This is a genomic window from Pseudomonas sp. UMAB-40, assembly GCF_900095275.1.
Classification (GTDB): domain Bacteria; phylum Pseudomonadota; class Gammaproteobacteria; order Pseudomonadales; family Pseudomonadaceae; genus Aquipseudomonas; species Aquipseudomonas mandelii_B.
Genome location: NZ_LT607567.1, coordinates 1 through 24,398 on the forward strand (window position 1 = coordinate 1; position 24,398 = coordinate 24,398).

Genomic DNA, 24,398 nt, shown 5'->3' on the forward strand with positions numbered 1-24,398 from the left:
GAGGAGATTCAAATGTCACTGTTAGAAATCAAGAATCTCAACGTTCGCTTTGGCGACAAGAACGCCGTACCGGTGGTCGATGGCCTCGACATTACCGTGGACAAGGGCGAAGTCCTGGCCATCGTTGGCGAGTCGGGTTCCGGCAAGTCCGTGACCATGATGGCGCTGATGGGCCTGATCGAACATCCGGGGATCGTCACCGCTGACGCGCTGAATTTCGACGGCAAGAACATGCTCAAGCTCAGCAACCGTCAGCGTCGGCAAATCGTCGGCAAAGACCTGGCCATGGTCTTCCAGGACCCGATGACCGCGCTGAACCCGAGCTACACCGTCGGCTTCCAGATTGAAGAAGTGCTGCGCCTGCACCTGAAAATGTCGGGCAAACAGGCCCGCGCACGCGCCATCGAACTGCTGGAAAAAGTGGAAATCCCGGGCGCAGCCAGCCGTATGGACGCTTACCCGCATCAGCTTTCCGGCGGTATGAGCCAGCGTGTTGCAATTGCCATGGCGATTGCCGGCGAACCGAAACTGTTGATCGCCGACGAACCGACCACCGCATTGGACGTGACGATTCAGGCGCAGATCATGGACCTGCTGCTGGCGTTGCAGAAAGAGCAGAACATGGGCCTGGTGCTGATCACGCACGACCTCGCAGTGGTGGCCGAAACCGCTCAGCGTGTGTGCGTGATGTACGCCGGCCAAGCGGTAGAAGTGGGACAAGTGCCTCAACTATTCGACATTCCGGCACACCCTTACAGCGAAGCCCTGCTCAAGGCGATTCCGGAACACAGCCTCGGCGCCACCCGCCTGGCCACGTTGCCGGGCATCGTTCCCGGTCGCTATGACCGTCCGCAGGGTTGCCTGCTGTCGCCGCGCTGCCCGTATGTGCAAGAAAGCTGCCGCGCACAACGTCCAGGCCTTGACCCGAAAAGCAACAGCCTCGCCCGCTGCTTCTACCCGCTGAATCAGGAGGTGGCGTAATGGCCGTCGTACTTACCGCCCGCGACCTGACCCGTCACTACGAAGTGTCCCGTGGCCTGTTCAAGGGCCATGCGACCGTGCGCGCCCTGAACGGTGTGTCGTTCGAACTGGAAGCCGGCAAGACCCTCGCCGTCGTAGGCGAATCGGGCTGCGGCAAATCCACCCTGGCCCGCGCCCTGACACTGATCGAAGAGCCGTCCTCCGGTTCCTTGAAAATCGCCGGCCAGGAAGTTGCCGGTGCCGACAAGGCTCAGCGCAAGCAGTTACGCAAAGACGTGCAGATGGTGTTCCAGAGCCCGTACGCGTCGTTGAACCCACGGCAGAAAGTCGGTGATCAACTGGCCGAGCCATTGCTGATCAACACCAGCCTGAGCGCGGCCGAACGTCGCGAGAAAGTCCAGGCAATGATGAAGCAGGTGGGCTTGCGTCCTGAGCACTATCAGCGTTATCCGCACATGTTCTCCGGCGGTCAGCGCCAGCGGATCGCCCTCGCTCGCGCGATGATGCTGCAACCGAAAGTGCTGGTCGCGGACGAACCGACCTCGGCGCTGGACGTGTCGATCCAGGCCCAGGTGCTGAACCTGTTCATGGATCTGCAGCAAGAGTTCAATACCGCCTACGTGTTCATCTCCCACAACCTGGCGGTGGTGCAACACGTCGCCGATGACGTGATGGTGATGTACCTCGGCCGCCCAGTGGAAATGGGTCCGAAGAACGACATCTACGAGCGTCCTCTGCACCCGTACACCCAGGCGCTGCTGTCGGCCACCCCGACCATTCACCCGGACCCGAACAAGCCGAAGATCAAAATTGTCGGCGAGTTGCCCAACCCGTTGAACCCGCCGTCGGGTTGCGCTTTCCACAAGCGCTGCCCGTATGCGACCGAACGCTGCAGCACCGAAGAGCCGGCCCTGCGCCTGCTCGACAGCCGTCAGGTGGCTTGCCACTACGCCGAGCAATTCCTCGACGGCGCCGCGTAACAAACTGTGGGAGCGAGCCTGCTCGCGATAGCGTTTTCTCAGTCGACTCAGATGTTGACTGGAATATCGCCTCGCGAGCAGGCTCGCTCCCACACGGATTTGCGAGCTGTTCACTAACCTCTTCTGCCCCGGCTGCGCATCAGTCTGGGAAGAAGGGGTTTTCTTTTGCCTGCGATTTACGTCTGGCTGTCGCCCTCATCATCGTCAGTGTCTGGCTCTTCAGTGGTCGAATCATCGTCGTCCGCACTGCCGCCCTGCCCCTGATCACCAGGCTCTGATTCGGATTTGGCAATCATCAACTCGCCCTGACCACCCTGCCCACTCGACGCTTGCGTATCGTGATCCTCGCACTCGGCCCAGACCGCCGAACTGCCGAGGGACAACATCACCACCACCTTCAACAGCAGTAAAACCCTTAGAAATCTGTTCATAGCCGATTCCATCCTTTCGCGGGTGAAACATAAGTGCCTGGCTGGCGCTGAGTGAAATCTAGTTCCGATCAGCCGGGTTCTCCAGATAGGACGCTAACGAATGGGCGGAAATGCCGTCCGGAGCCAGATTGGTTTCGAATAACCCTCATAATCGAATCAGCTAAGCGATGTGACGCGCGACGTTTGTGAGTCCAGTCCTTTCGAGGCGCCCAAACGTGTGGCCTGATAAATCAGCGGCGTGGACAACAAGGCCAGCGCAGCGCTGACCCACCAGACAATGTGCCCGCCGAAATGGCCATAGAGCTGACCGCCGAGTATCGGAGAAAGCAGCGCGCTCGCACTCCAGCACATGGAAAAAAGTCCAAAGTAATGCCCACTCCTTCCTGCGCACGCACGCTGCATAACCAATACGTTCAGAGTGGGCATGAAAAGAATTTCGCCAAGTGTCCAGACAACAGTCGAGAGGCAGATGTAAAACACCCCAGAACCCAACGGCAACATCCCAAGCCCACCGGCTAACAACAGGCTGCCTGCCAGTAGTTGCCGACGCGCCCCCCATTGCTCACTCCAATGAGATAACGGAATTTGCAGCACCACCACCAGTACTGCATTGAGTGCAAATTGCCATCCGATGACTTCAGTACCCAACCGGTAGTAGTCGAGCAAATAGTTGCCCAGCATGCTGTAGACCGGCTCGAAGGCAAGGCCGAGCAAGACAGAAGCCGCCAACAACCAGAGGAATGGTTTATCTCGATAAGGTACGCATGCACCCGAAACCGAATCAGGAGTCTGATCCGGCATCAGAGTTTCTCGATGAAATGTCGCCCGAACAAACCAGATCAAAGCCAACAGCGTCATGGCCGCACTGATAAAAAACACCCAGCGAAAATCAGCCTGCGCCAAGACGCCACCCACAACCCCGGCTACAGCCATGCCCAAGTTACTGGCAACACGACTCAATGACTGCGCGCGAGGCCGCTGCGTAACCCGGCAATACTCCATAATCAAGCGTTGATGAAGAGTACGAATTGCACCATCGAGTGCTCCGCTGAAAAGCAACAAACCAGCCAGCAATGGCACCTCAACGACTAGCCCCAACAAACCCAATATCCATACCGAGGCAAAAAACAACGCGGCGGTGAGGCGTGCCGTGGAGAAATACTCACTGAGCAGCCCGCCCCCCATTGACCCCATCAGCAAACCGGCCCCGTATCCGGATAACAACCAGCCTACGGTTTCAATCGCCAGCCCCAGTTCCTGACGCAGGTATAACGCCATGAACAGCTTGACCATGGCGCTCAACCGACTGATGAAGATCAACGCAGCAAGCATCCAGGCCATAGGACAGAAATATCCATCAAGCCGGGTCAGGAGGAAGAGCCGACTAGCCATGCCATTGGTCCAGGTTATGGCTCACTTGGCTGGAAATGCCTTTTGAAGCGAAGGGAATGTCCGAACGGATCTCGTGGCCTGCATCGTAGAAGTACTGCGCTTGCAGCCGGCCCTCGGCATCAAGGCCGACAACAGGGTTATTGATCAGAAATTGCCGGGCTGAAGCACCAAGCTTGTGCGCTCGAATCAGTAACCGCCATTGACCGAATGCGTTGTCAGGAACTACGGCCTTAGCCCCAAAGCGTTTCTTGTACTGAAACGTTCCTTTGCTCAAAAATGGTTCGCAGCCCTGGAAGTCGACGCAATCGATGTTCGACTGATGAGATGCCCACTCCAGGATCGCGTGATAGACATAATTCTGCGCTCCATTAACCCGGTAAATTGCTGCGCCATCCCTCACTCCGATCAACCGTGCATTCAAGGTGCGTGTCGACTCATCAACTTGAGAAACACTTCCCGCCACCCAGTCACCCTTTAAACAAACCCGAAACAACACTCCCTGCTTGAACAATTCCAGATACGCCGATTGCTCGGGCACGCTACGGGCAAAGCGCCCGTAACGGGCGCGCATGGTCGGGACATGCATGGAACGATAAAAGGCAAAGAAGTCTTCATCCTTAAGTGACACATCGAAACCAAACCCTTGTCCGACCAATTGAACACGGCGCTTGTTTTCCCGATGGGACAGTTCCCTCTGCACATACTCCCAATCAGAGGACACATCGACTTTCTGGTGAAGCCTGCTGAGTCCGACAATATCGCCGGGGCGCTGGCATTGTTGGACGACTTCCAGTGGCGCCATCAACAGGCTCGTGTCGGGTTGATTCTGGTTTAGAAAACACTCAAGTTGTTTCCATTCCAGAGTGCCTTCTTGCTCTACAGTCGAATGTTCGAAAAAAGATTGATCCACAAAAGGGGCGATATAGATCAGCCCTTCACTCACTCCAACATAAACAAGACGCGCCATTTCTCCAGCCTTGGAGTTGCCCCTGTAAACGCGGAAATGGCAGGGTATTTTCTGAGTGATGGAAAGGTCAGCGCTCATGAGTTACAACGACCACGCAGGATCTCCATCATCTCTTCTGCACCGTCAATGAATGACAGTCCTTCGATGGGCATGGCTTCATCATCACTCTGACAGTAGGAGCCGGATGCATGAATGGTGCAGCCGTCCATGCCCACCAGCAACTCTCGGTCAATTGCATTCAGGCATCCGGTGAGAGCCATCACCAATGACCACTCCTTCAGATCCCGAGGATCCGCGGGCAATCTCACGGGTGTACTCGCTAGCAACTGGACACATTCGCTGTAGCGTTGCATGCACTCATAAAGCGACACGACAATTCCCGAGCCACCATTGGCCCTGACCAATCCGGTCATTTCCACGGCGGTAGGCGGAAGGTGCGTGTAAAAAGTGGGTTCAAGGATCTCATCGGGGTTCCAGGTCGCTGAAGGAAAATGCGCAGACTCCGATTGAACCCATAAGCCGTTGGATTCCTGTGTATAGCCTGGCGTGGAAGCACCCTCGAAGTTTCCGTCGAGTAAATGCAAAACCATGTCACTGGTGGCCAGATGCTGAACCAGTAGAAATGAAGGGGTAGAAACGTGTTTGTTGTGGCGTTTCAACACCTCTACACCCGAGCAGTATCCAAGAAGGCCATAGGCACTAGACACGGCATGCACATGGACGGTTTTTCGATCAGTGTCCCAGGCATCACCCTGTTCGAAATCAAAAAATGCTCGGGCCTGGTCAGAAAACCGATAATTCTCTAGCCGAAGGGAATGCCATAACTTCAACTCACCCAATGGACTGCGACTGAAAAGCTCCTTGAAGTGCTGCCCAACCACCTTCACTGCCTCCGGCGACTCGGCATCAAGGACGAATATAGGGTTCAGCGCACGCAGCCGAGGGTCATCGTAAAGTTCGGTTCTACGCAATTTCCCGATCGTCTGTGCAGGCGTCAATGTGACAATGCGCAATTGTTCTGGATGAACAAGTTTGGCTTTCAATGCACGCAAAACTGCATCACGCAATGCAATGGCTTTGTTGCCGGAAGAAGGGGAAAACAACAGGATGCTGTCGCCGGTGTCCTGAATATGGCGAATGGCACGAGCGACGATCAGCGTCGAAGCAAATGTCTTTGTCGTTTGAGTATTTGCGTTTTGTCTCAAATCGAACAACCGCAGTGGCATCCCACAGTAACGGCCTAACTCAAAAAACTGCGCAGTTGCGACGGAAAGAAATGCCTGCATTCGAGCATCCAGTGCAGGCAATTTCATGGATGGCTCAAATGCGTCACCACAGCTGACTTCAAAATCAGCTGCACTGCTGACAATCAGATCGTAGTACCGCTCGATAATAGAAACGGGAATTTGAGCTCCTTGTGTTGCCTGTACCGCGGTGTTGGTATTCATCACATCCATTTGTCTCGCGCTCCTGCTCGTGGAAAGTCGCTGCTTGCGAAATGTCCTCCGAACGCTAGACGTCAACGATTGCGTTGTCGCGGGAAACAGTCCCGGTAATGAAAAAGCAGAGTCAAGCTACGAAATCAGGAAAAAAGACCTACAGGAAAGCCTTACCCGATCATCGATTCGAACCCGTTTAATGGTCAAAAAAAAGCCCACTGTGTTCACAGTGGGCTTTGGGGTGTTATCGCTCAGCGTTTAGTGATGCTCACGCGTCGCACGGAATTTCACATCCGGCCAGCGCTCTTCCATCAACGCCAGGTTGACCCGTGTCGGCGCCAGGTAGGTCAGGTGACCACCGCCATCGACCGCCAGGTTTTCCACGGCCTTGACCCGGAACTCCTCGAGCTTCTTCTTATCGTCGCAATCGATCCAGCGCGCGGAGTACACAGTGATCGGCTCGTAAGAGCACTCGACCTTGTATTCCTCTTTCAAGCGGCTGGCGACCACATCAAACTGCAGCACACCGACGGCGCCGAGGATGATGTCGTTGCTGCGCTCGGGGAAGAACACCTGGGTGGCGCCCTCTTCCGCCAGCTGCTGCAAGCCTTGACGCAGTTGCTTGGATTTCAGCGGGTCACGCAGGCGCACGCGACGGAACAGTTCCGGGGCGAAGTGCGGGATGCCGGTGAAGCCCAGGACTTCGCCTTCGGTGAAGGTGTCGCCGATCTGGATGGTGCCGTGGTTGTGCAGGCCGATGATGTCGCCGGCAAACGCTTCTTCCAGTTGCTCGCGCTCGGAGGAGAAGAAGGTCAGCGCGTCGCCGATCCGCACGTCCTTGCCAGTGCGCACGTGGCGCATCTTCATGCCTTTTTCGTACTTGCCGGAGCAGATCCGCATGAAGGCGATACGGTCGCGGTGTTTAGGGTCCATGTTTGCCTGGATCTTGAACACGAAGCCGGCGAATTTCTCTTCGACTGGCTCGACGGTACGCTCGTTGGCAACACGCGCCAGCGGTTTCGGTGCCCAGTTGACCACGGCGTCGAGCACGTGATCGACACCGAAGTTGCCCAAGGCAGTCCCGAAGAACACCGGGGTCAGTTGGCCGTCGAGGAATTCCTGTTGATTGAATTCGTGACAGGCGCCCTGCACCAGTTCCAGCTGATCGACAAAGCGATCGTATTCGTCGCCCAAGTGCGCGCGAGCCTCGTCGGAATCGAGCTTCTCGATGATTTTGACATCGGTGCGCTCGTGGCCGTGGCCAGCGGTGTACACGATGATGTAATCGTCGGCGAGGTGATAAACGCCTTTGAAGTCGCGGTAGCAACCGATCGGCCAGGTGATCGGCGCGGCCTTGATCTTCAGGACTGCTTCGATTTCGTCGAGCAGTTCGATCGGGTCGCGGATATCACGGTCGAGTTTGTTGATGAAGCTGACAATCGGCGTATCCCGCAGACGGCAGACGTCCATCAGCGCGATGGTCCGAGGCTCAACACCTTTACCGCCGTCGAGGACCATCAAGGCCGAGTCCACCGCCGTCAGGGTGCGGTAGGTATCTTCGGAGAAGTCTTCGTGGCCCGGGGTGTCGAGCAGGTTGATCATGTGGTCGCGGTACGGGAACTGCATGACCGACGTGGTAATCGAGATACCTCGCTGCTTTTCCATTTCCATCCAGTCGGAGGTGGCATGGCGGTCGGACTTGCGAGACTTCACCGTGCCAGCAATCGCAATCGCCTTGCCCATCAGCAAGAGTTTCTCGGTGATGGTGGTTTTACCGGCATCGGGGTGGGAAATAATGGCGAAAGTGCGGCGTTTCGCGACTTCGGCGGCCTGTTTGGTCATGGGAAATCGCCTGGCAGGTGATTCAAAAAAGGGCGGCGAGTATAGCGCAAACCGAGCGTTACGGACCACCGCTCGCCCTGTCGCCCATGGCGATTAACGGGACCGTTGGGAGATCAAGGGTGGCTAATTGCTGCTAATTATGGAACCTTTTAAAAGGTGCAGACGTCCACTCCCCTGTTACGGCACTCGTACCAGGGGCTGATAAATCAGCAAGTTAGCCTGACGAGGCTGCGCTTATGGCTCGATCTCATGCGGTTTTACCAGCATGAAGAGCTGCTTCTCGCGAACGTCGATATCCCGGCAGCCAGTGATGGCATTGCCACAAAGGACTGCGTTCGCCGACCAAGAAAAAAAAGGAGTCCGCCTGTGGCTATTCGCTATGGCAAGGGGCTTATAGGAGGTGCGGTTGTCGTCGCACTTCTGGCCCTGCTGGTCCACTGGATTGGCATCAACACGATCGAACATTACCGCGACGATTTGTTGTTTTACCTGCAAGCTCACCTGATTCTCGTCCTTGTTTCCATGCTGGCCGCCCTCGTTGTGGGCATCCCCGCCGGTATCTTCCTCAGCCGCCCGACCATGGTGGGCCGCGCTGAACGCTTCATGCAGATCTTCAACATCGGCAACACCGTGCCGCCTCTCGCCGTACTGGCCATCGCCCTGGGGATTCTGGGCATCGGCAGCGGCCCCGCGATCTTCGCCCTGTTCCTCGCCTCGCTGTTGCCGATCGTGCGCAATACCTATGAAGGCCTGAAAAACGTTCAGGGTTCGCTGAAGGAAGCGGCCGTCGGCATCGGCATGACACCGACTCAGGTGCTGTGGCGGGTCGAACTGCCGAACGCCGTGCCGATCATCATCGGTGGTGTGCGCGTGGCCTTGGCGATCAACGTCGGGACGGCACCGCTGGCGTTTCTGATCGGAGCCAACAGCCTGGGCAGCCTGATTTTCCCCGGCATCGCCCTGAACAATCAGCCGCAACTGCTGCTCGGCGCGGCCTGCACCGCCCTGCTGGCCTTGCTGCTCGACGGTCTGGTGACACTCGCCAGCCGCCTCTGGCTCGAACGCGGCTTGCGCCCGTCTTAAGCCTCGGCAAAGGAATAAACATGAAGAAATTAAGCTTTCTAATAGGCTGCGTCCTGCTGTTCTCGGGAATCGCCCAAGCCGCTGAAAAACCGGTGATCCGCATCGGCGCCCGGGTGTTCACCGAACAAACCCTGCTGGCGGAAATCACCTCCCAGTACCTGCGCACCAAGGGTTACGACACCCAGGTGACCGGCGGTCTGGGCAGTAACCTGGCCCGCAGCGCCCACGAAAGTGGCCAGTTGGACCTGATGTGGGAATACACCGGCGTTTCGCTGGTGGCTTACAACCATGTCACCGAAAAACTCGACAGCGCCCAGTCCTACGCCAAGGTGAAAGAACTCGACGCGAAAAAAGGCCTGATCTGGCTGACCCCGTCGAAATTCAGCAACACCTACGCCCTGGCCCTGCCGGAAAGCACCGCGAAGGCCTACCCGCAGATCAACACCATCAGCGAGCTGAACACGGTGCTGCAAGCTGAGGCGAAGACCGATCATCTGGTCGCCCTGGACACCGAGTTCGCCAACCGTTCCGACGGTCTGGACGGCATGGTCGACCTCTACGGCATGAACCTGACCCGCAAAAACATCCGGCAGATGGACGCCGGGCTGGTCTACACCGCCCTGCGCAACGGCCAGGTGTTTGCCGGCCTGGTCTACACCACCGACGGTCGTTTGAATGCCTTCAAGCTCAAACTGCTTGAAGACGACAAGCACTACTTCCCGGACTACACCGCCGCGCCTGTGGTGCGTCAGGATTACCTCGACGCCCATCCAAAACTGGCGGAAGAAATAAAGCCGCTGGCTGAACTGTTCGACGACGCCACCATGCGCGAGCTCAATGCGCGGGTCGATGTCGATCACGAAAGCCCTTCATCCGTTGCCGCCGATTTCCTGCGCCAGCATCCAATGCTTTCTGTCCATTAAGGCCGAGGAGAAAAAGACATGGAATTTCTGAACGCCTTTTCCCATCTCGACTGGCCGCTGGTGCTGCACCTGACCTGGCAGCACATCACCCTGGTCGGCATCGCCGTGACCCTGGCGATTCTGGTCGGTGTGCCGCTCGGCATCCTGATGACACGTTTCCCGACACTCGCCGGCCCGTTGCAAGCCAGTGCCACGGTGTTGCTGACCGTGCCGTCGATTGCACTGTTCGGCCTGTTGCTGCCGTTCTACTCCAAATTCGGCCAGGGCCTTGGCCCGATGCCAGCGATCACGGCAGTGTTTTTGTACTCGCTGCTGCCGATCATGCGTAACACCTACCTTGCCCTGACCGGCGTTGAACCGGGCATTCGCGAAGCCGCGCGCGGCATCGGCATGACCTTCGGCCAGCGCCTGCGCATGGTCGAACTGCCGATCGCGGTGCCTGTGATCCTGGCCGGTGTGCGCACCGCCGTGGTCATGAACATCGGTGTCATGACCATCGCCGCGACCATCGGCGCCGGTGGCCTCGGTGTACTTATTCTCGCTTCAATCAGCCGCAGCGACATGTCGATGCTGATCGTCGGCGCCGTGCTGGTCAGTCTCCTGGCCATCTTCGCCGACCTGCTTCTGCAATGGCTGCAACGCACGCTGACTCCAAAAGGACTCCTGAAATGATCGAACTTCAAAACCTCAGCAAGACCTTCCAAAGCAACGGCAAAGACGTAAAAGCCGTGGACTCGGTAAGCCTGACCGTCAATGAAGGCGAGATCTGTGTGTTCCTCGGGCCATCGGGCTGCGGCAAAAGCACCACGCTGAAGATGATCAACCGCCTGATCAAGCCGACCTCGGGCAAGATCCTGATCAACGGCGAAGACACCACCGACCTCGACGCGGTGACCCTGCGTCGCAACATCGGATATGTGATCCAGCAAATCGGCCTGTTCCCGAACATGACCATCGAGGAAAACATCACCATCGTTCCGCGCCTGCTGGGCTGGGACAAACAGAAATGCCACGACCGCGCCCGCGAGTTGATGAGCATGATCAAGCTCGAACCCAAGCAGTACCTGAATCGCTACCCGCGTGAATTGTCCGGTGGTCAGCAGCAGCGGATCGGCGTGATTCGCGCACTGGCGGCCGATGCGCCGTTGCTGTTGATGGACGAACCGTTTGGCGCGGTCGACCCGATCAACCGCGAGATGATCCAGAACGAGTTCTTCGAGATGCAACGAGCGCTGAACAAGACCGTGATCATGGTCAGCCACGACATCGACGAAGCCATCAAGCTGGGCGACAAGATCGCAATCTTCCGCGCCGGCAAGCTGTTGCAGATCGATCACCCGGACACCCTGCTCGCCCACCCGGCGGATGACTTTGTCAGCAACTTCGTCGGCCAGGACAGCACGCTCAAGCGTCTGTTGCTGGTGAAAGCCGAAGACGCAGCGGACAACGCGCCGTCGGTCAGCCCGGAAACCCCGGTGGCCGAAGCCCTGGAGTTGATGGACGAACTGGACCGTCGTTATGTGGTGGTCACTGACGGTGAGAACAAGGCGCTGGGTTATGTACGACGTCGCGACTTGCACCGTCAGACCGGTACGTGCGCGCAATACCTGCGCGAGTTCAACGCCACGGCGGCGTATGACGAGCATTTGCGCATCCTGCTGTCGCGCATGTACGAGTTCAACCGCTCGTGGTTGCCGGTAATGGATGCCGAGCGGGTGTTCCTGGGGGAAGTGACGCAGGAATCGATTGCCGAATACCTGAGTTCCGGTAAGTCCCGTGGCGGCAAGACCAGCATTGTTTCGCCGGCCGAGACTGCGGTCGCCTGATCTGACGCCTTCGCGAGCAAGCCCGCTCCCACATTGGATCTGTGCATCAACACAAATCCCCTGTGGGAGCGGGCTTGCTCGCGAATGGCAGCACCACAAATCCCCCAGAAACACCTCAAATATCCCTGTAAAGGGAACATCACACTGTCATGCAGGTCGGTTACATCAGTAACTGTCGGGGACCGCACGACGGAAGCGTGCAAAAACGCGACATTTTTTGTTGATCTCAAGCCCCTCACGCCCTAAAGTTCGCGCCGAACGTCCATGCTGGAAACGATCCATCCGGCTCAAGTACTGACGACGAGACAGCAAGGCCAAGGGAAGCACCGCCTCCCGTGGCCTTTTTGCTTTCGGCGACATGCCTTGGGAAGTAGGCGAACCAAAGTGGGGATACGGAGGACGTTCATTTGCACCCATTGTTAATTTCAGTTTGCCAGTAGGAGTTCCCAGCATGTCGATCAACGTCGAAGACTATTTCGCGCGCGATACCTTCAACAAAATGAAGGCCTTCGCCGACAAACAAGAAACCCCGTTCGTGGTGATCGACACCGCGATGATCAGCCAGGCCTATGACGACCTGCGCGCCGGTTTCGAATTCGCCAAGGTCTACTACGCGGTCAAGGCCAACCCGGCCGTCGAAATCATCGACTTGCTCAAAGAGAAAGGCTCGAACTTCGACATCGCGTCGATCTACGAGCTCGACAAAGTGATGAACCAGGGCGTTGGCCCGGATCGCATCAGCTACGGCAACACCATCAAGAAATCCAAGGACATTCGCTACTTCTACGAGAAGGGCGTGCGTCTGTATGCCACCGACTCCGAAGCCGACCTGCGCAACATTGCCAAGGCTGCACCGGGTTCGAAAGTCTACGTGCGCATCCTCACCGAAGGCTCGACCACGGCTGACTGGCCTCTGTCGCGCAAATTCGGCTGCCAGACCGACATGGCCATGGACCTGCTGATCCTCGCCCGTGACCTGGGCCTGGTGCCTTACGGCATCTCGTTCCACGTCGGTTCGCAACAGCGCGACATCAGCGTCTGGGACGCGGCGATCGCCAAGGTCAAAGTGATCTTCGAACGCCTGAAAGAAGAAGACGGCATCCACCTCAAGCTGATCAACATGGGCGGCGGCTTCCCGGCCAACTACATCACCCGCACCAACAGCCTGGAAACCTACGCCGAAGAAATCATCCGTTTCCTCAAGGAAGACTTCGGTGATGACCTGCCGGAAATCATTCTGGAGCCGGGTCGTTCGTTGATCGCCAACGCCGGCATTCTGGTCAGCGAAGTGGTGCTGGTTGCGCGCAAATCCCGTACCGCGGTCGAGCGCTGGGTGTACACGGATGTGGGCAAGTTCTCCGGCCTGATCGAAACCATGGACGAAGCCATCAAGTTCCCGATCTGGACCGAGAAGAAAGGCGAGATGGAAGAAGTGGTCATCGCCGGCCCGACCTGCGACAGCGCCGACATCATGTATGAAAACTACAAGTACGGTCTGCCATTGAACCTGGCGATCGGCGACCGATTGTACTGGCTGTCGACCGGTGCCTACACCACCAGTTACAGCGCGGTTGAGTTCAATGGCTTCCCGCCGCTGAAGTCGTTTTACGTGTAAAACGCTGCACGCAGAAATCAAAAAGCCCATGACGTGTCATGGGCTTTTTTGTGTCCGGCTGATCGTTCCCGCTCTGCGTGGAAACGATCATCCAAGAGTGAGCTCCCGAACACGCTGTTGATACTCGGTGGTCAGCCCGCGAATTCTCGGATCGGTCGACGTCGATAAGGTCTGACTCGCCACCCGCAGGAAATTCAGATTGCCACCGTCCAGGGCCTTGCGTAACCAGACCAGCGCCTCGTCGATCTTGCCGCCATCCGCCAACACAGCGGCATAACTGAACTGCCCACGAAAATCCCCGCCGAGCGCCGAACGTCGATACCACTCACACGCAGCTTGCGGATCTGCCGGACAAACCCGCCCTTCTTCCAGATATCGCCCCAGCAGATTCATCGATTTCGCATGGCCCAGTTCGGCCGCCTGTCGATACAAACTCAGTGCTTGGCGCTGGTTTACGGCAACTCCGCGCCCGGTCGCCAGCAGATTGGCGTAGTTGTACATCGCCCAATCCAGCCCTGCGTCGGCGGCGATTCGATAATGCTGCGCGGCAACCGAAGCATCCTCCGCACACCCCCAGCCATGTTCATGACAACGACCGAGCATGTTGCGCGCCATCAAGTGCCCGCCCTGAGCCGCAATCGCGAACCAGCGTAGCGCCAGCGCCTGATCCATCGCGATGCCCTGGCCGTCGAGCAGGATCTGCCCGAGCAAGGCCTGAGCGTCGAGCACGCCTTCTCCGGCAGCGATCAGAATCGCCTGGGCTGCGCGAGCGGGGCTTTCTTCCAGCATGGCTTTGAGCGAATCACCGTCGAGGACTTCCTCGCGGCGCAATTGAAAACTCATACGTCGACCCAGCGACGCAACAGGTTGTGATACGTGCCCGTGAGACGGATCAGCGACGGGTGATCGGGCATGTCCTGAGTCAATTGCTGGATCGCCCCGTCCATCTCGAACAGCAACGCACGCTGACTGTCTTCGCGCACCAGGCTTTGGGTCCAGAAGAACGACGCATAGCGGGTGCCGCGGGTGACGGCGTTGACCTTGTGCAGGCTGGTGCCGGGATACAAAACCATGTCGCCGGCCGGCAACTTCACGCGCTGGGTGCCGAAGGTGTCCTGGATTTCCAGTTCGCCGCCGTCATAGTCTTCTGGTTCGCTGAAGAACAGCGTCGCCGACAGATCGGTGCGAACCCGCTCGATACCGCCCTTGGGCTGACGCACGGCGTTGTCGATATGGAAGTCGAAACTGCCGCCCGCCGTGTAACAGTTCAGCAACGGAGGAAACACCTTGTGCGGCAACGCTGCGGACATGAACAGCGGATTTTTCCACAGCCGCTCCAGCATCGCCGCGCCCACTTCCTTGGCCAGCGGATGACCTTCAGGCAGCTGCAAGTTGTGCTTGGCTTTGGCCGACTGGTAGCCGGCGGTGATTTTGCCATCGGCCCAATCCACCTGCTCCAAAGCATCGCGGATGCGCTGCACTTCTTCTTTCGCGAACACGCCGGGAATGTGCAGCAGCATGGGATCACACCTGAACGTAAGGAGCCGGCAATGGTATTGATTCTTATTGACTGTGTAAAACCCCCACGACGAACGAATCATCAAAAACCGTAAGGTTAAATTGTAAAGAATGTAAATTCCTCGCGAATAGTAACGTTTCGCAATTGATACAAATACGCGTCTACCCTATATTCCGCGGCCTCAAATCCTTGGGGAGGGGAATTCAAATGTCACGCCAACACTCACATTTACCGGTCAGTTCACCGCGTTTGCTCGCGTCTGCAATTGGCGTGGCGATCACGGCCGGTTCTGCCGGCCACATGGTTTTCGCAGCCGAAAAGGCCGACGAAAAAGCGCCGGGCAATGCGATCTCCCTGGGGGCGACCTCCATCACTGGCGAAGCCCAGGATGCGACGTCCTACAACGTCGAAAAAGCCTCCTCGCCCAAGTACACCGCACCGCTGGTGGACACACCGCGCTCGGTCACCGTCATCCCGCAGCAAGTGCTCAAGGACACCGGCGCCCTCAATATGCAGGATGCGCTGCGCACCGTTCCGGGCATCACCTTTGGTGCCGGTGAAGGTGGCAACCCACAAGGCGATCGTCCGTTCATTCGTGGTTTCGACGCTCAGGGCGATACCTATCTGGACGGCGTGCGCGACACCGGATCACAGAGCCGCGAGATCTTCGCCGTAGAATCCATCGAAGTCAGCAAAGGCCCGAACTCGGCCATTGGCGGACGTGGCGCAGCGGGCGGCAGCATTAACCTGGTGAGCAAAAAGGCTCACTTGGGCGATTCGTTCGACGGTGGTTTTACCTGGGGCTCGGACCAGACCCAGCGTTACACCCTGGACGGCAACTACCAGTTCACCGACACCGCCGCTGGCCGTCTGAACCTGATGAGCCACGAAAGCAACGTCGCCGGCCGTGACAGCGTCGATTACGACCGTTGGGGCATCGCACCGTCGCTGGCGTTTGGCCTGGGCACCGACACCCGGGTCAACCTCGATTACTACCACCTGGAAAGCAATGACACGCCGGACTCGGGCATTCCGTACACCATTCCTGTCGCAGGCTCGGCCGCCCGTACCAAGGCGAACCCCGACAAACCGAACGACGGCGGCGACAGCAGCAACTTCTACGGCTTGAACGATCGCGACTTCCGCAAGGGCCGCACCGACACGGCCACCTTCGCCATCGAGCACGACCTGACCGACGCGCTGACCGTCAAGAACACCTTGCGCCACGGCAGCAGCATGCAGGATTACATCCTCACCCAGCCGGACGACAGCAAGGGCAACGTCAATAACGGCAGCGTCTGGCGTCGGGCCAACACCCGCGTCAGCAACACTGAGACCACCACGAACCAGACCGATCTGTTTGGTGACGTCTACATCGCCGGCTTCAAGAACAGCTTCGCCACCGGCATCGAGTTGAGCCGCGAGGAAAGCCAGAAATCCTCGTACAACGTCAACGTCGACACCACTCCGAGAACGGCGGCTTCGACCACCAACTGCTCCCCGGCATTGATCGGCGCGCCAAGCGGCTACAACTGCACCTCGCTGGCCAACCCAAACCCGAACGACCCGTGGAACGGCGCGATCTCGCGTAACTACGCCGGCACCGACACCCAGGCCAACACCTACGCGCTGTACGTGTTCGACACCCTGGAATTGTCCGAGCAATGGCTGGTGAATATGGGCCTGCGTTACGACCATTTCGACACCAAGTACAAAACCTACAACGCTTCCAGCGTGACCACGTCCAAAGGGGATGACGTCAGCGAGTTCGTGACCGGGCAGTTCGGCGTGGTCTACAAACCGGCCGAAAACGGCAGCATCTACGCGTCCTACGCCACCTCCGCCACGCCACCGGGCAACACTTTGGGCGAAGGTCAGGAAGGCAACCCGTTGGGCGGCACTCCGGATCGCAACGGCAACCTGCTGAGCAGCGATATGGAGCCGGAAACCACCAAGAACTACGAAATCGGTACCAAGTGGGATCTGCTGAACGATCGTCTGTCGCTGACCGCCGATATCTTCCGCACCGAGAAAGAAAACGCCCGGGTTCAGGTCGACACCACGTCCTATGAAAACGCCGGTAAAACCCGCGTCCAGGGTATCGAACTGTCGGCCACCGGCAAGATCACCGAAAAATGGCAAGTCTTCGCCGGTTACGCCTACATGGACAGCGAGCAGGTCGATGGTGGTGATTTGCCAGCCAACAAAGCCAACAACGGCAACGAACTGCCAAACACCCCGAAAAACAGCGCCAGCCTGTGGACGACCTATCAGGTCACGCCGAAGCTGACCATCGGTGGCGGTGCGTTCTATGTTGACGATGTATTCGGTAGCGTGGCCAACACCACCATGGTGGATTCCTACGTTCGTTACGACGCAATGGCTGCCTACAAGCTGAGCAAAAACGTCGACCTGCAACTGAACGTGCAGAACCTGACCGACGAAACCTACTACGACAAAGCCTTCTCGACCCACTTCGCCAACCAGGCGGCGGGCCGCACGGCATTGCTGAGCACCAACTTCCACTTCTGATTGCCAGCCACACCGCAATCCCTGTGGGTGAAGGCTGAAATCAGGACCAGGCCCCGTTCATCCACATGAACGGGGCTTTTGTACGTAAAAAAGAATGTTTCTCAGCAACCCACGGCATAATGCGCGCCGTGATGATATTTCGAACGAACAAGGCGAGCGACGTGTTGAAGAAAACCCTGTTCCAGTTGCACTGGTTTTTCGGCATCAGTGCCGGGCTGGTCCTGGCCCTGATGGGCATCACCGGGGCGATGGTATCGTTTGAGGATGAAATCCTCAGCGTGCTCAATCCTTCCGTGTTGCAGGTCGAGAAGCAGGTTGCCGGCGTCCTGCCGCCCGCCGAACTGGTGGAAAAAATCGAGGGCGCCTCCGGCAAGAAAGTCGCGATGCTCTGGGTCGAGACCGACAGCGGCAACGCCGCGCGGGTGAGTTTCACCCCGCCACCGGGCGAACGCCGGGGCGAGATGCGCTACTTCGATCCGTACACCGCCGAGTTCATGGGTGAAGCCACCGGCCAGGACTTCTTCGGCCTGATGCTGCAACTGCACCGCTTCCTCGCCATGGGCGATACCGGGCGGCAGATCACCGGCGCCTGCACGCTGATCCTGGTGTTTTTCTGCCTGTCCGGCCTGTACCTGCGCTGGCCGCGCCAATGGAAAAGCTGGCGCGCCTGGCTGACCCTCGACTGGAAGAAAAAGGGCCGCAGTTTCAACTGGGACCTGCACTCGGTGGCCGGCACCTGGTGCCTGGTGTTTTACCTCCTGTCCGCGCTGACCGGGTTGTCCTGGTCCTATGAGTGGTACAACAAGGGCCTGACCCAATTGCTTTCCGACGCGCCGCAAAACGAGCGCGTTCGCGGCGGTCGAGGTCCTGCGCCAAGCGGCCCGGCGCCCACCGCCGATTACGCCGCCATGTGGAGCAGCATCTACAGCGCCGCAGGCCCGGCACTCAGCGCCTATAACATCCGCATGCCGCCCGTGGCCGGCCAACCGGCGACGGTCTTCTACCTGTTGAACACCTCGCCCCATGACCGTGCACTGAACCAGATCAGCCTCGATCCGGCGACCGGCCTGGTCAAACGGCATGACCGTTACAGCGACAAGAGCCTCAAGGCGCAATTGCTGACCAGCATTTACGCGCTGCACGTCGGCAGCTACTTCGGCATCGTCGGGCGGATCATCCTGACCCTTACCGCGCTGAGCATGCCGCTGTTCTTCGTCACTGGCTGGTTGTTGTACCTGGACCGTCGCCGCAAGAAAAAGCAGATCAGGGACGCCCGCAAAGACTTCGCGCAAACGGGCAGCAATGCACCCGCCTGGTTGATCGGTTTCGCCAGCCAGAGCGGCTTTGCCGAGCAACTGGCGTGGCAGACCGCCGGGCAATTGCAGGCGGCCGGCCTGCCGGTGAAGGTTCAGCCACTGGCGAATGTCAGCGAACAGGATTTGCGTGAATCCAGCAATGCGTTGTTCGTGGTCAGTACCTTTGGCGACGGCGAAGCACCGGACAGCGCCCGCGGTTTCGAGCGCAAAGTGCTGGGCCGGGCATTGAGCCTGGAGAGCCTGAACTACGCGGTGCTCGGCCTCGGCGACCGCCAATATCAACACTTCTGCGGCTTCGCCCGACGCTTGCACACCTGGCTCGGCGAGCATGGCGGCAAGACCTTGTTCGCGCCGGTGGAAGTCGACAGCGGCGACCCTTACGCCCTGCGTCACTGGCAGCAGCAACTCGGTCTGCTGACCGGGCAAGCGCCGGTCGACACCTGGCAAGCGCCAAGCTACGACAACTGGACCCTGTCCCGTCGCGAGCTGATGAACCCGGACAGCAGCGGCTCGCCAGTGTATTTGCTGGGCCTCACCGCCCCGACCACCAGCAGCTGGCTGGCCGGGGATCTGGTGGAAGTCCTGCCACGCAATTGCCCGTGGGCGATCGAGCATTTCCTTGATGGCCTGGGCATTGAAGGCCGGGCGATGGTGACCTTCGATGGCCTGTCGCAACCGTTGGAGCAAGCCCTCGCCAGCCGACAACTGCCCGAGAACCGGGCGCATCTGGTCGGCCTGCACGCGCAAGCGCTGGTCGACGCCCTGGTGCCCTTGGCCATGCGTGAATACTCCATCGCCTCGATCGCCGCTGACGGCATGCTCGAACTGATCGTGCGTCAGGAACTTCACCCCGACGGCAGCCTCGGCATCGGCTCCGGCTGGTTGACCGAACACGCGCCGGTAGGCGACACCATCAGCCTGCGGGTGCGGCGCAACAGTGGTTTCCACCTGCCGACCGAGCCAGTACCGATGATCCTGCTGGGCAACGGCACCGGGCTCGCCGGGCTGCGCAGTCTGCTCAAGGCGCGCATTGCCGATGGGCAGCAACGGCATTGGTTGCTGTTCGGTGAGCGTCATCGGGAATACGACTACCTGTGCCGCGATGAGCTTGAGGAGTGGCTGACGTCAGGTGATCTGGAGCGACTGGACCTGGCGTTCTCGCGGGACCAGGCAGAGAAGATTTATGTGCAGGATCGACTGCGCGAGTCGGCCGATCTATTGAAGCAATGGTTGGCCGACGGTGCCGTCATCTACATCTGCGGCAGCTTGCAGGGAATGGCTTCAGGCGTGGATCACGTACTCAACGAAGTGCTCGGGATTGAAGAAGTCGACCGCCTGATCGAACTGGGCCGCTACCGCCGCGACGTCTACTGAAAGAGCCCCCTCACCCTAGCCCTCTCCCAGAGGGATAGGGGTCTGACCGAGGTGTCTCACGTTATACATCGACCTGAAAAATCGAGTCGAGCTCAGGTTTTGAATCCAACGCAAATCGGCTCCCTTTCCCCCTCTCCCCCGTGGGGAGAGGGCTGGGGTGAGGGGTGGTTCTATAACCGAAGTACAAAACTCCGGCTAAAGTAAAACCTCCATCCCCCTTCACACGGACGTGAAGCATGCCCACCCGCACCTCCTCCAACCTACGCCAATTCGCTCGTCACCTTCGCGCCAATCAGACCGACTGCCAGCTCATGCTCTGGCAAAAACTCCGATCCCGGCAACTCGCCAATCTGAAGTTTCGACGGCAGTTTCCATGTCCACCTTATGTCCTGGATTTTTATTGCATTGAGCTGAAGTTGGCCATCGAGCTGGATGGTGGTCAGCATTATGAGACGGCGGGAAAAATCCACGATCGGAGGCGAACGCGTTACCTTCAGGCGCTAGGTATTGAAGTTGTGCGATTCAGCAATCTGGAGGTTATTGAGCGGATGAGTGATGTGTTAGAGCAAATCCTGAGGTTTGCTGCGAATCACAGCCCTCACCCTAACCCTCTCCCAGAGGGCGAGGGGACTGACCGTGAGTTTCTTTAGAAATTCTGCGACCTGAAATTCCGAGTCGAACTCACGTTTCGAATCCAATGGAGATCGGCCCCCTTTCCCCCTCTCCCCTTTGGGGAGAGGGCTGGGGTGAGGGGTGGATCTATCAGACAGGCTGTAACTTCTGCTCAAACACCGCCACCCCATCCAAATCCCGCAACACCACACTCATCTCCCCCGTCTGCCCGTCAATATTCACCTCGCCAAAAAACTGAAACCCGGCAAACGGCGAGGTGTTCTGCGCCAATGGGGCCTTCTCGAAAACCACTTCGGGTCCGAACGTCTTGTCCAGCGGATTAGGCCCGAAGCTCCCGGCATTCAACGGCCCGGCCACAAATTCCCAGAACGGTTCGAAGTCCTGGAATGCGGCGCGGTCCGGGTGGTAATGATGCGCGGCGCAGTAATGCACATCTGCCGTCAGGAACACGTAGTTGCGCACCTGCTGCGCCCGTAAAAAGCCCAAGAGTTCTGCGATTTCCAGTTCACGTCCCTGAGCCGGTCCGGGATCACCGTTGGCCACTGCTTCCCAACGCGCCACACCCGGGCGGACCTCTCCGTCGGGGACGCCGAGACCGATCGGCATGTCGGCGGCGATGACTTTCCATTGGGCAGTGGAGGCTTTCAATGAAGCCTTGAGCCAGTCGAGTTGCTCACGACCGAGAAACGGTTTGGCGGCGCCAAGATTGTCGTCATTGGCTTCGCGATAGCTGCGCATGTCCAGCACGAACACATCGAGCATCGGCCCATAACCGAGCTGGCGATAAATTCGCCCGCCGCCGTCCGCACTCTGCAAACGCATGGGCGCATATTCCAGCCACGCTTGCCGGGCGCGACCGACAAGGCTGTGGATATCTTTGCGCTTGTAGCGCTCATCCAACTGCTTGCCCGGCGACCAGTTGTTCACCACTTCGTGGTCGTCCCACTGCCAGATCTGCGGGACTTCGGCGTTGAAGCGGCGGACGTTCTCGTCCATCAAGTTGTAGCGGTAGTTGCCGCGATAATCGTCCAGTGTCTCGGCGACTTTGCTCTTGGCTTCGCTGGTGATATTGCGCCACACGCGTCCGCTTTCGGTGGTCAGCTGCGCGGGCACCGGGCCATCGGCGTAGATGGTGTCGCCGCTGTGGATAAAGAAGTCGGGCAGGCGCAGACGCATGGCTTCGTAGATGCGCATGCCGCCGATGTCCGGGTTGATGCCGAAGCCCTGGCCGACGGTGTCGCCGCTCCAGACGAAACGGATGTCGCGCCGGGTTTGCGGCACGCTGCGCAAATGACCGAACCAGGGTTCGCTGTCGACACCGCTTTGGGCGTCTTCGAAATACACGCGATAGAAAATCGCCTGATCGGCCGGCAGGCCCGTGAGTTCCACCCGCGCGGTGAAATCGCTGCGCGCATCAGCCAATGGCGAGACGAATCGGCGTGGGTTGCCAAACAGGCTGCGCGTGTCCCATTCCACCACCATCCGCGCCGGACGGTCGCTGCGACTCCAGATCATCGCCCGGTCGCCCATCAGATCGCCGGACTGCACGCCATCGGTGAGTTGCGGACGGTCCTTGACCGAGGCGATGACGGCCGGTGCCAGGCCGGGAAGCAAAAGCCCGGCGCCGACGGCTTGCATGACACGGCGGCGGCCGAGATCGAATTCGCTCATGGTGTTCTCCCTGAAAAGGAAAACTAAAGCACGTGCGCATGAAACCGGTGTGACACCAAAATCTGCCAACACCACTGCTCCCTTGTGGCAGCGAGCTTGCTCGCTCCCACAGGTTTTGCGGTGTGTCAGGCCTTGGCGGGTTCCAGTGCCATCTCAACGACTTCAGGTCGTTTGAGCAGCGCGTACGCCACTGCCGTCAACAAACTCCCCGCCACAATCGCCAGCAGATACAACAGCGCATGGTTGATCGCATTCGGAATCGCCAGCACAAACAACCCACCGTGCGGCGCCATCAGTTTGCAGCCGAAATACATCGACAACGCACCGGTCAATGCGCCACCGGCAATGCTCGCCGGAATCACCCGCAGCGGGTCTTTCGCGGCAAACGGAATCGCGCCTTCGGAGATGAAACACAGCCCCAACACCAGCGCCGCTTTACCGGCCTCGCGCTCGGTCTGGGCAAACTTGCGCCGTGCGATAAACGTGGCGATGCCCAAGCCAATCGGCGGCACCATGCCGGCGGCCATGGTCGCGGCCATCGGTGCATAACTTTGCGAGGCCAGCAGCCCGACCGAGAACGCATACGCGGCTTTGTTGATCGGCCCGCCAAGGTCGACGCACATCATCCCGCCGAGCAGCACTCCCAGCAGAATCGCGTTGGTGGTGCCCATGCTGTCGAGGAAGTGCGTGAGCCCCTCGAGCATCCCCGCCACCGGTTTGCCGACGATGTAAATCATCACCAGGCCAGTGAACAAGCTCGCCAGCAACGGGATGATCAGGATCGGTTTCAGCGCCTCGAGACTCTGCGGCAGACGCGCGTAACGATTGATCGCCTGCGCCGCATAACCGGCGATAAAACCGGCAATGATCCCGCCGATAAAACCGGCGCCCAGGGTGCTCGCCAGCAGGCCACCGATCATCCCCGGCGCCAGGCCCGGGCGGTCGGCGATCGAGTAGGCGATGTAACCCGCCAGCAACGGCACCATCAACTTGAACGCAGTCTCACCGCCGATCTGCATCAGTGCGGCGGCGAGCGTGCCTTCCTCCTTGAACGCGGTGATGCCAAACACGAACGACAGGGCGATCATCAGACCGCCCGCCACCACCATCGGCAGCATGAACGACACGCCCGTGAGCAGGTGTTTATAGACGCCGGTCTTCTCTTGTTTGGCCGGGCCTTTGGCGCCGGTCGAAGCGGTTTCCTGCTTGCCTTCGGCCAGCGCTTTATTCAGCGTCGCCTCGGCTTGCTTCAACGCAATGCCAGTACCGCAACGGTAGATTTTCTTGCCGGCAAAACGCTCGGTGGCGACTTCGATATCGCAGGCCAGCAGCACCACATCAGCATCGGCAATCGCCGCAGCGCTGAGTGGGTTGCGCGCACCGACCGAGCCTTGGGTTTCCACTTGCAGGTCGTAGCCCAAGCGCTTGGCCGCTTGCTGCAAGGCTTCGGCAGCCATAAAGGTGTGAGCGACACCGGTCGGACACGCCGTGATCGCCACCAGGCGTGGCGCGTTTTGAACGGTGGCAGCAGGTTGCTCGACGGCTTCGGGCGCGACATACACCTGAGCTTCTTCAGCCCCGCGTCGCAGCACCGCTTCGACATCCTGCAGGGCATGCGCGGGTGTGCTCTGGAACACTTTCTTGCCGACAAATCGCGACATATCCACCGGCGCACTGGTGACCAGCAGCACCCACTCGGCCGCTTCAATCTTGGCCGCCGACAGCTGACGTTCCGGATGCGCGGCATCGACCACTTCGACGCTGGTGCTCCAGCCCTGACGCTGGGCCGCTGCATCGAGCAACCGGGCGCACAGCACACTGGTGACCATGCCGTTCGGGCAGGCCGTAACAATGGCTAACTTCATGACAAACCC

General features: G+C 58.9%; 19 protein-coding genes. 10 read left to right on the plus strand and 9 right to left on the minus strand.

Annotated features, from left to right (window positions below; translation table 11 throughout):
* The first annotated feature begins 12 nt into the window (after window positions 1–12).
* Together K0F88_RS22140 and K0F88_RS22145 are read left to right on the plus strand one after the other, a co-directional pair.
* Window positions 13–981 (plus strand): ABC transporter ATP-binding protein, encoded by a 969-nt coding sequence (locus K0F88_RS22140; RefSeq protein ID WP_219096534.1) that lies wholly within the window; start codon window positions 13–15, stop codon window positions 979–981.
* The gene (locus K0F88_RS22145; protein WP_219096535.1) at window positions 981–1,961 is read left to right on the plus strand and encodes a peptide ABC transporter ATP-binding protein; all 981 of its coding nucleotides are present in this window, start codon (window positions 981–983) and stop codon (window positions 1,959–1,961) included. The genes K0F88_RS22140 and K0F88_RS22145 overlap by 1 nt, the downstream gene beginning before the upstream one ends.
* Before the next feature lie 176 nt (window positions 1,962–2,137).
* Here the strand turns inward: K0F88_RS22145 and K0F88_RS22150 are convergent, their stop codons facing one another.
* From K0F88_RS22150 to K0F88_RS22170, 5 genes are all read right to left on the minus strand, one after another.
* A complete protein-coding gene (locus K0F88_RS22150) occupies window positions 2,138–2,392 on the minus strand; it encodes a hypothetical protein (RefSeq protein ID WP_219096536.1) in 255 nt (84 codons plus the stop codon).
* A gap of 156 nt (window positions 2,393–2,548) precedes the next feature.
* Window positions 2,549–3,784, minus strand: coding sequence for an MFS transporter (locus K0F88_RS22155; protein WP_219096537.1), 1,236 nt, complete (start codon window positions 3,782–3,784; stop codon window positions 2,549–2,551).
* On the minus strand, window positions 3,777–4,829 hold the full coding sequence (locus K0F88_RS22160) for a hypothetical protein (protein WP_257605320.1): 1,053 nt from the start codon (window positions 4,827–4,829) through the stop codon (window positions 3,777–3,779). Before K0F88_RS22160 ends, K0F88_RS22155 begins: the two co-directional genes overlap by 8 nt.
* Window positions 4,826–6,208 (minus strand): DUF6002 family protein, encoded by a 1,383-nt coding sequence (locus tag K0F88_RS22165; protein ID WP_219096538.1) that lies wholly within the window; start codon window positions 6,206–6,208, stop codon window positions 4,826–4,828. Before K0F88_RS22165 ends, K0F88_RS22160 begins: the two co-directional genes overlap by 4 nt.
* A 240-nt stretch (window positions 6,209–6,448) precedes the next feature.
* A complete protein-coding gene (locus K0F88_RS22170; protein ID WP_007942808.1) occupies window positions 6,449–8,032 on the minus strand; it encodes a peptide chain release factor 3 in 1,584 nt (527 codons plus the stop codon).
* A 366-nt stretch (window positions 8,033–8,398) separates the two neighbouring features.
* Here K0F88_RS22170 and K0F88_RS22175 point away from each other — a divergent pair, with 366 nt between their 5' ends.
* The 5 genes from K0F88_RS22175 (at window position 8,399) to K0F88_RS22195 (ending at window position 13,479) form a co-directional block, all read left to right on the plus strand.
* Entirely contained in the window at window positions 8,399–9,115 is a 717-nt protein-coding gene (locus tag K0F88_RS22175) for an ABC transporter permease (RefSeq protein ID WP_054049992.1), read from the plus strand.
* A 20-nt stretch (window positions 9,116–9,135) separates the two neighbouring features.
* Window positions 9,136–10,038, plus strand: coding sequence for a glycine betaine ABC transporter substrate-binding protein (locus K0F88_RS22180; protein WP_219096539.1), 903 nt, complete (start codon window positions 9,136–9,138; stop codon window positions 10,036–10,038).
* Window positions 10,039–10,056: 18 nt separating this feature from the next.
* Window positions 10,057–10,710, plus strand: a complete 654-nt coding sequence (locus tag K0F88_RS22185) for an ABC transporter permease (RefSeq protein ID WP_007942812.1) — start codon at window positions 10,057–10,059, stop codon at window positions 10,708–10,710.
* On the plus strand, window positions 10,707–11,864 hold the full coding sequence (locus K0F88_RS22190) for a betaine/proline/choline family ABC transporter ATP-binding protein (protein WP_150633942.1): 1,158 nt from the start codon (window positions 10,707–10,709) through the stop codon (window positions 11,862–11,864). The genes K0F88_RS22185 and K0F88_RS22190 overlap by 4 nt, the downstream gene beginning before the upstream one ends.
* Before the next feature lie 451 nt (window positions 11,865–12,315).
* Complete coding sequence (locus K0F88_RS22195) at window positions 12,316–13,479, plus strand: type III PLP-dependent enzyme (RefSeq protein WP_027924486.1); 1,164 nt, start codon at window positions 12,316–12,318, stop codon at window positions 13,477–13,479.
* Window positions 13,480–13,566: 87 nt separating this feature from the next.
* Here K0F88_RS22195 and K0F88_RS22200 read toward each other — a convergent pair whose 3' ends face one another.
* Together K0F88_RS22200 and K0F88_RS22205 are read right to left on the minus strand one after the other, a co-directional pair.
* Entirely contained in the window at window positions 13,567–14,322 is a 756-nt protein-coding gene (locus K0F88_RS22200) for a tetratricopeptide repeat protein (protein WP_219096540.1), read from the minus strand.
* The gene (locus K0F88_RS22205; protein ID WP_219096541.1) at window positions 14,319–14,999 is read right to left on the minus strand and encodes a Fe2+-dependent dioxygenase; all 681 of its coding nucleotides are present in this window, start codon (window positions 14,997–14,999) and stop codon (window positions 14,319–14,321) included. The genes K0F88_RS22200 and K0F88_RS22205 overlap by 4 nt, the downstream gene beginning before the upstream one ends.
* 206 nt (window positions 15,000–15,205) lie before the next feature.
* On the opposite strand from K0F88_RS22205, the gene K0F88_RS22210 reads away from it, so the two are divergent.
* The 3 genes from K0F88_RS22210 (at window position 15,206) to K0F88_RS22220 (ending at window position 20,870) form a co-directional block, all read left to right on the plus strand.
* A complete protein-coding gene (locus K0F88_RS22210) occupies window positions 15,206–17,530 on the plus strand; it encodes a TonB-dependent siderophore receptor (RefSeq protein WP_219096542.1) in 2,325 nt (774 codons plus the stop codon).
* Between the two features lie 161 nt (window positions 17,531–17,691).
* Window positions 17,692–20,220, plus strand: coding sequence for a sulfite reductase flavoprotein subunit alpha (locus tag K0F88_RS22215; protein WP_219096543.1), 2,529 nt, complete (start codon window positions 17,692–17,694; stop codon window positions 20,218–20,220).
* A 236-nt stretch (window positions 20,221–20,456) separates the two neighbouring features.
* The gene (locus K0F88_RS22220; RefSeq protein WP_219096544.1) at window positions 20,457–20,870 is read left to right on the plus strand and encodes an endonuclease domain-containing protein; all 414 of its coding nucleotides are present in this window, start codon (window positions 20,457–20,459) and stop codon (window positions 20,868–20,870) included.
* A gap of 112 nt (window positions 20,871–20,982) precedes the next feature.
* Here the strand turns inward: K0F88_RS22220 and K0F88_RS22225 are convergent, their stop codons facing one another.
* Complete coding sequence (locus tag K0F88_RS22225; protein ID WP_219096545.1) at window positions 20,983–22,524, minus strand: alkaline phosphatase; 1,542 nt, start codon at window positions 22,522–22,524, stop codon at window positions 20,983–20,985.
* A 125-nt stretch (window positions 22,525–22,649) separates the two neighbouring features.
* Window positions 22,650–24,389: a PTS fructose-like transporter subunit IIB gene (locus K0F88_RS22230; RefSeq protein WP_219096546.1), complete on the minus strand. Its 1,740-nt coding sequence runs from the start codon at window positions 24,387–24,389 to the stop codon at window positions 22,650–22,652.
* Window positions 24,390–24,398: the final 9 nt, after the last annotated feature.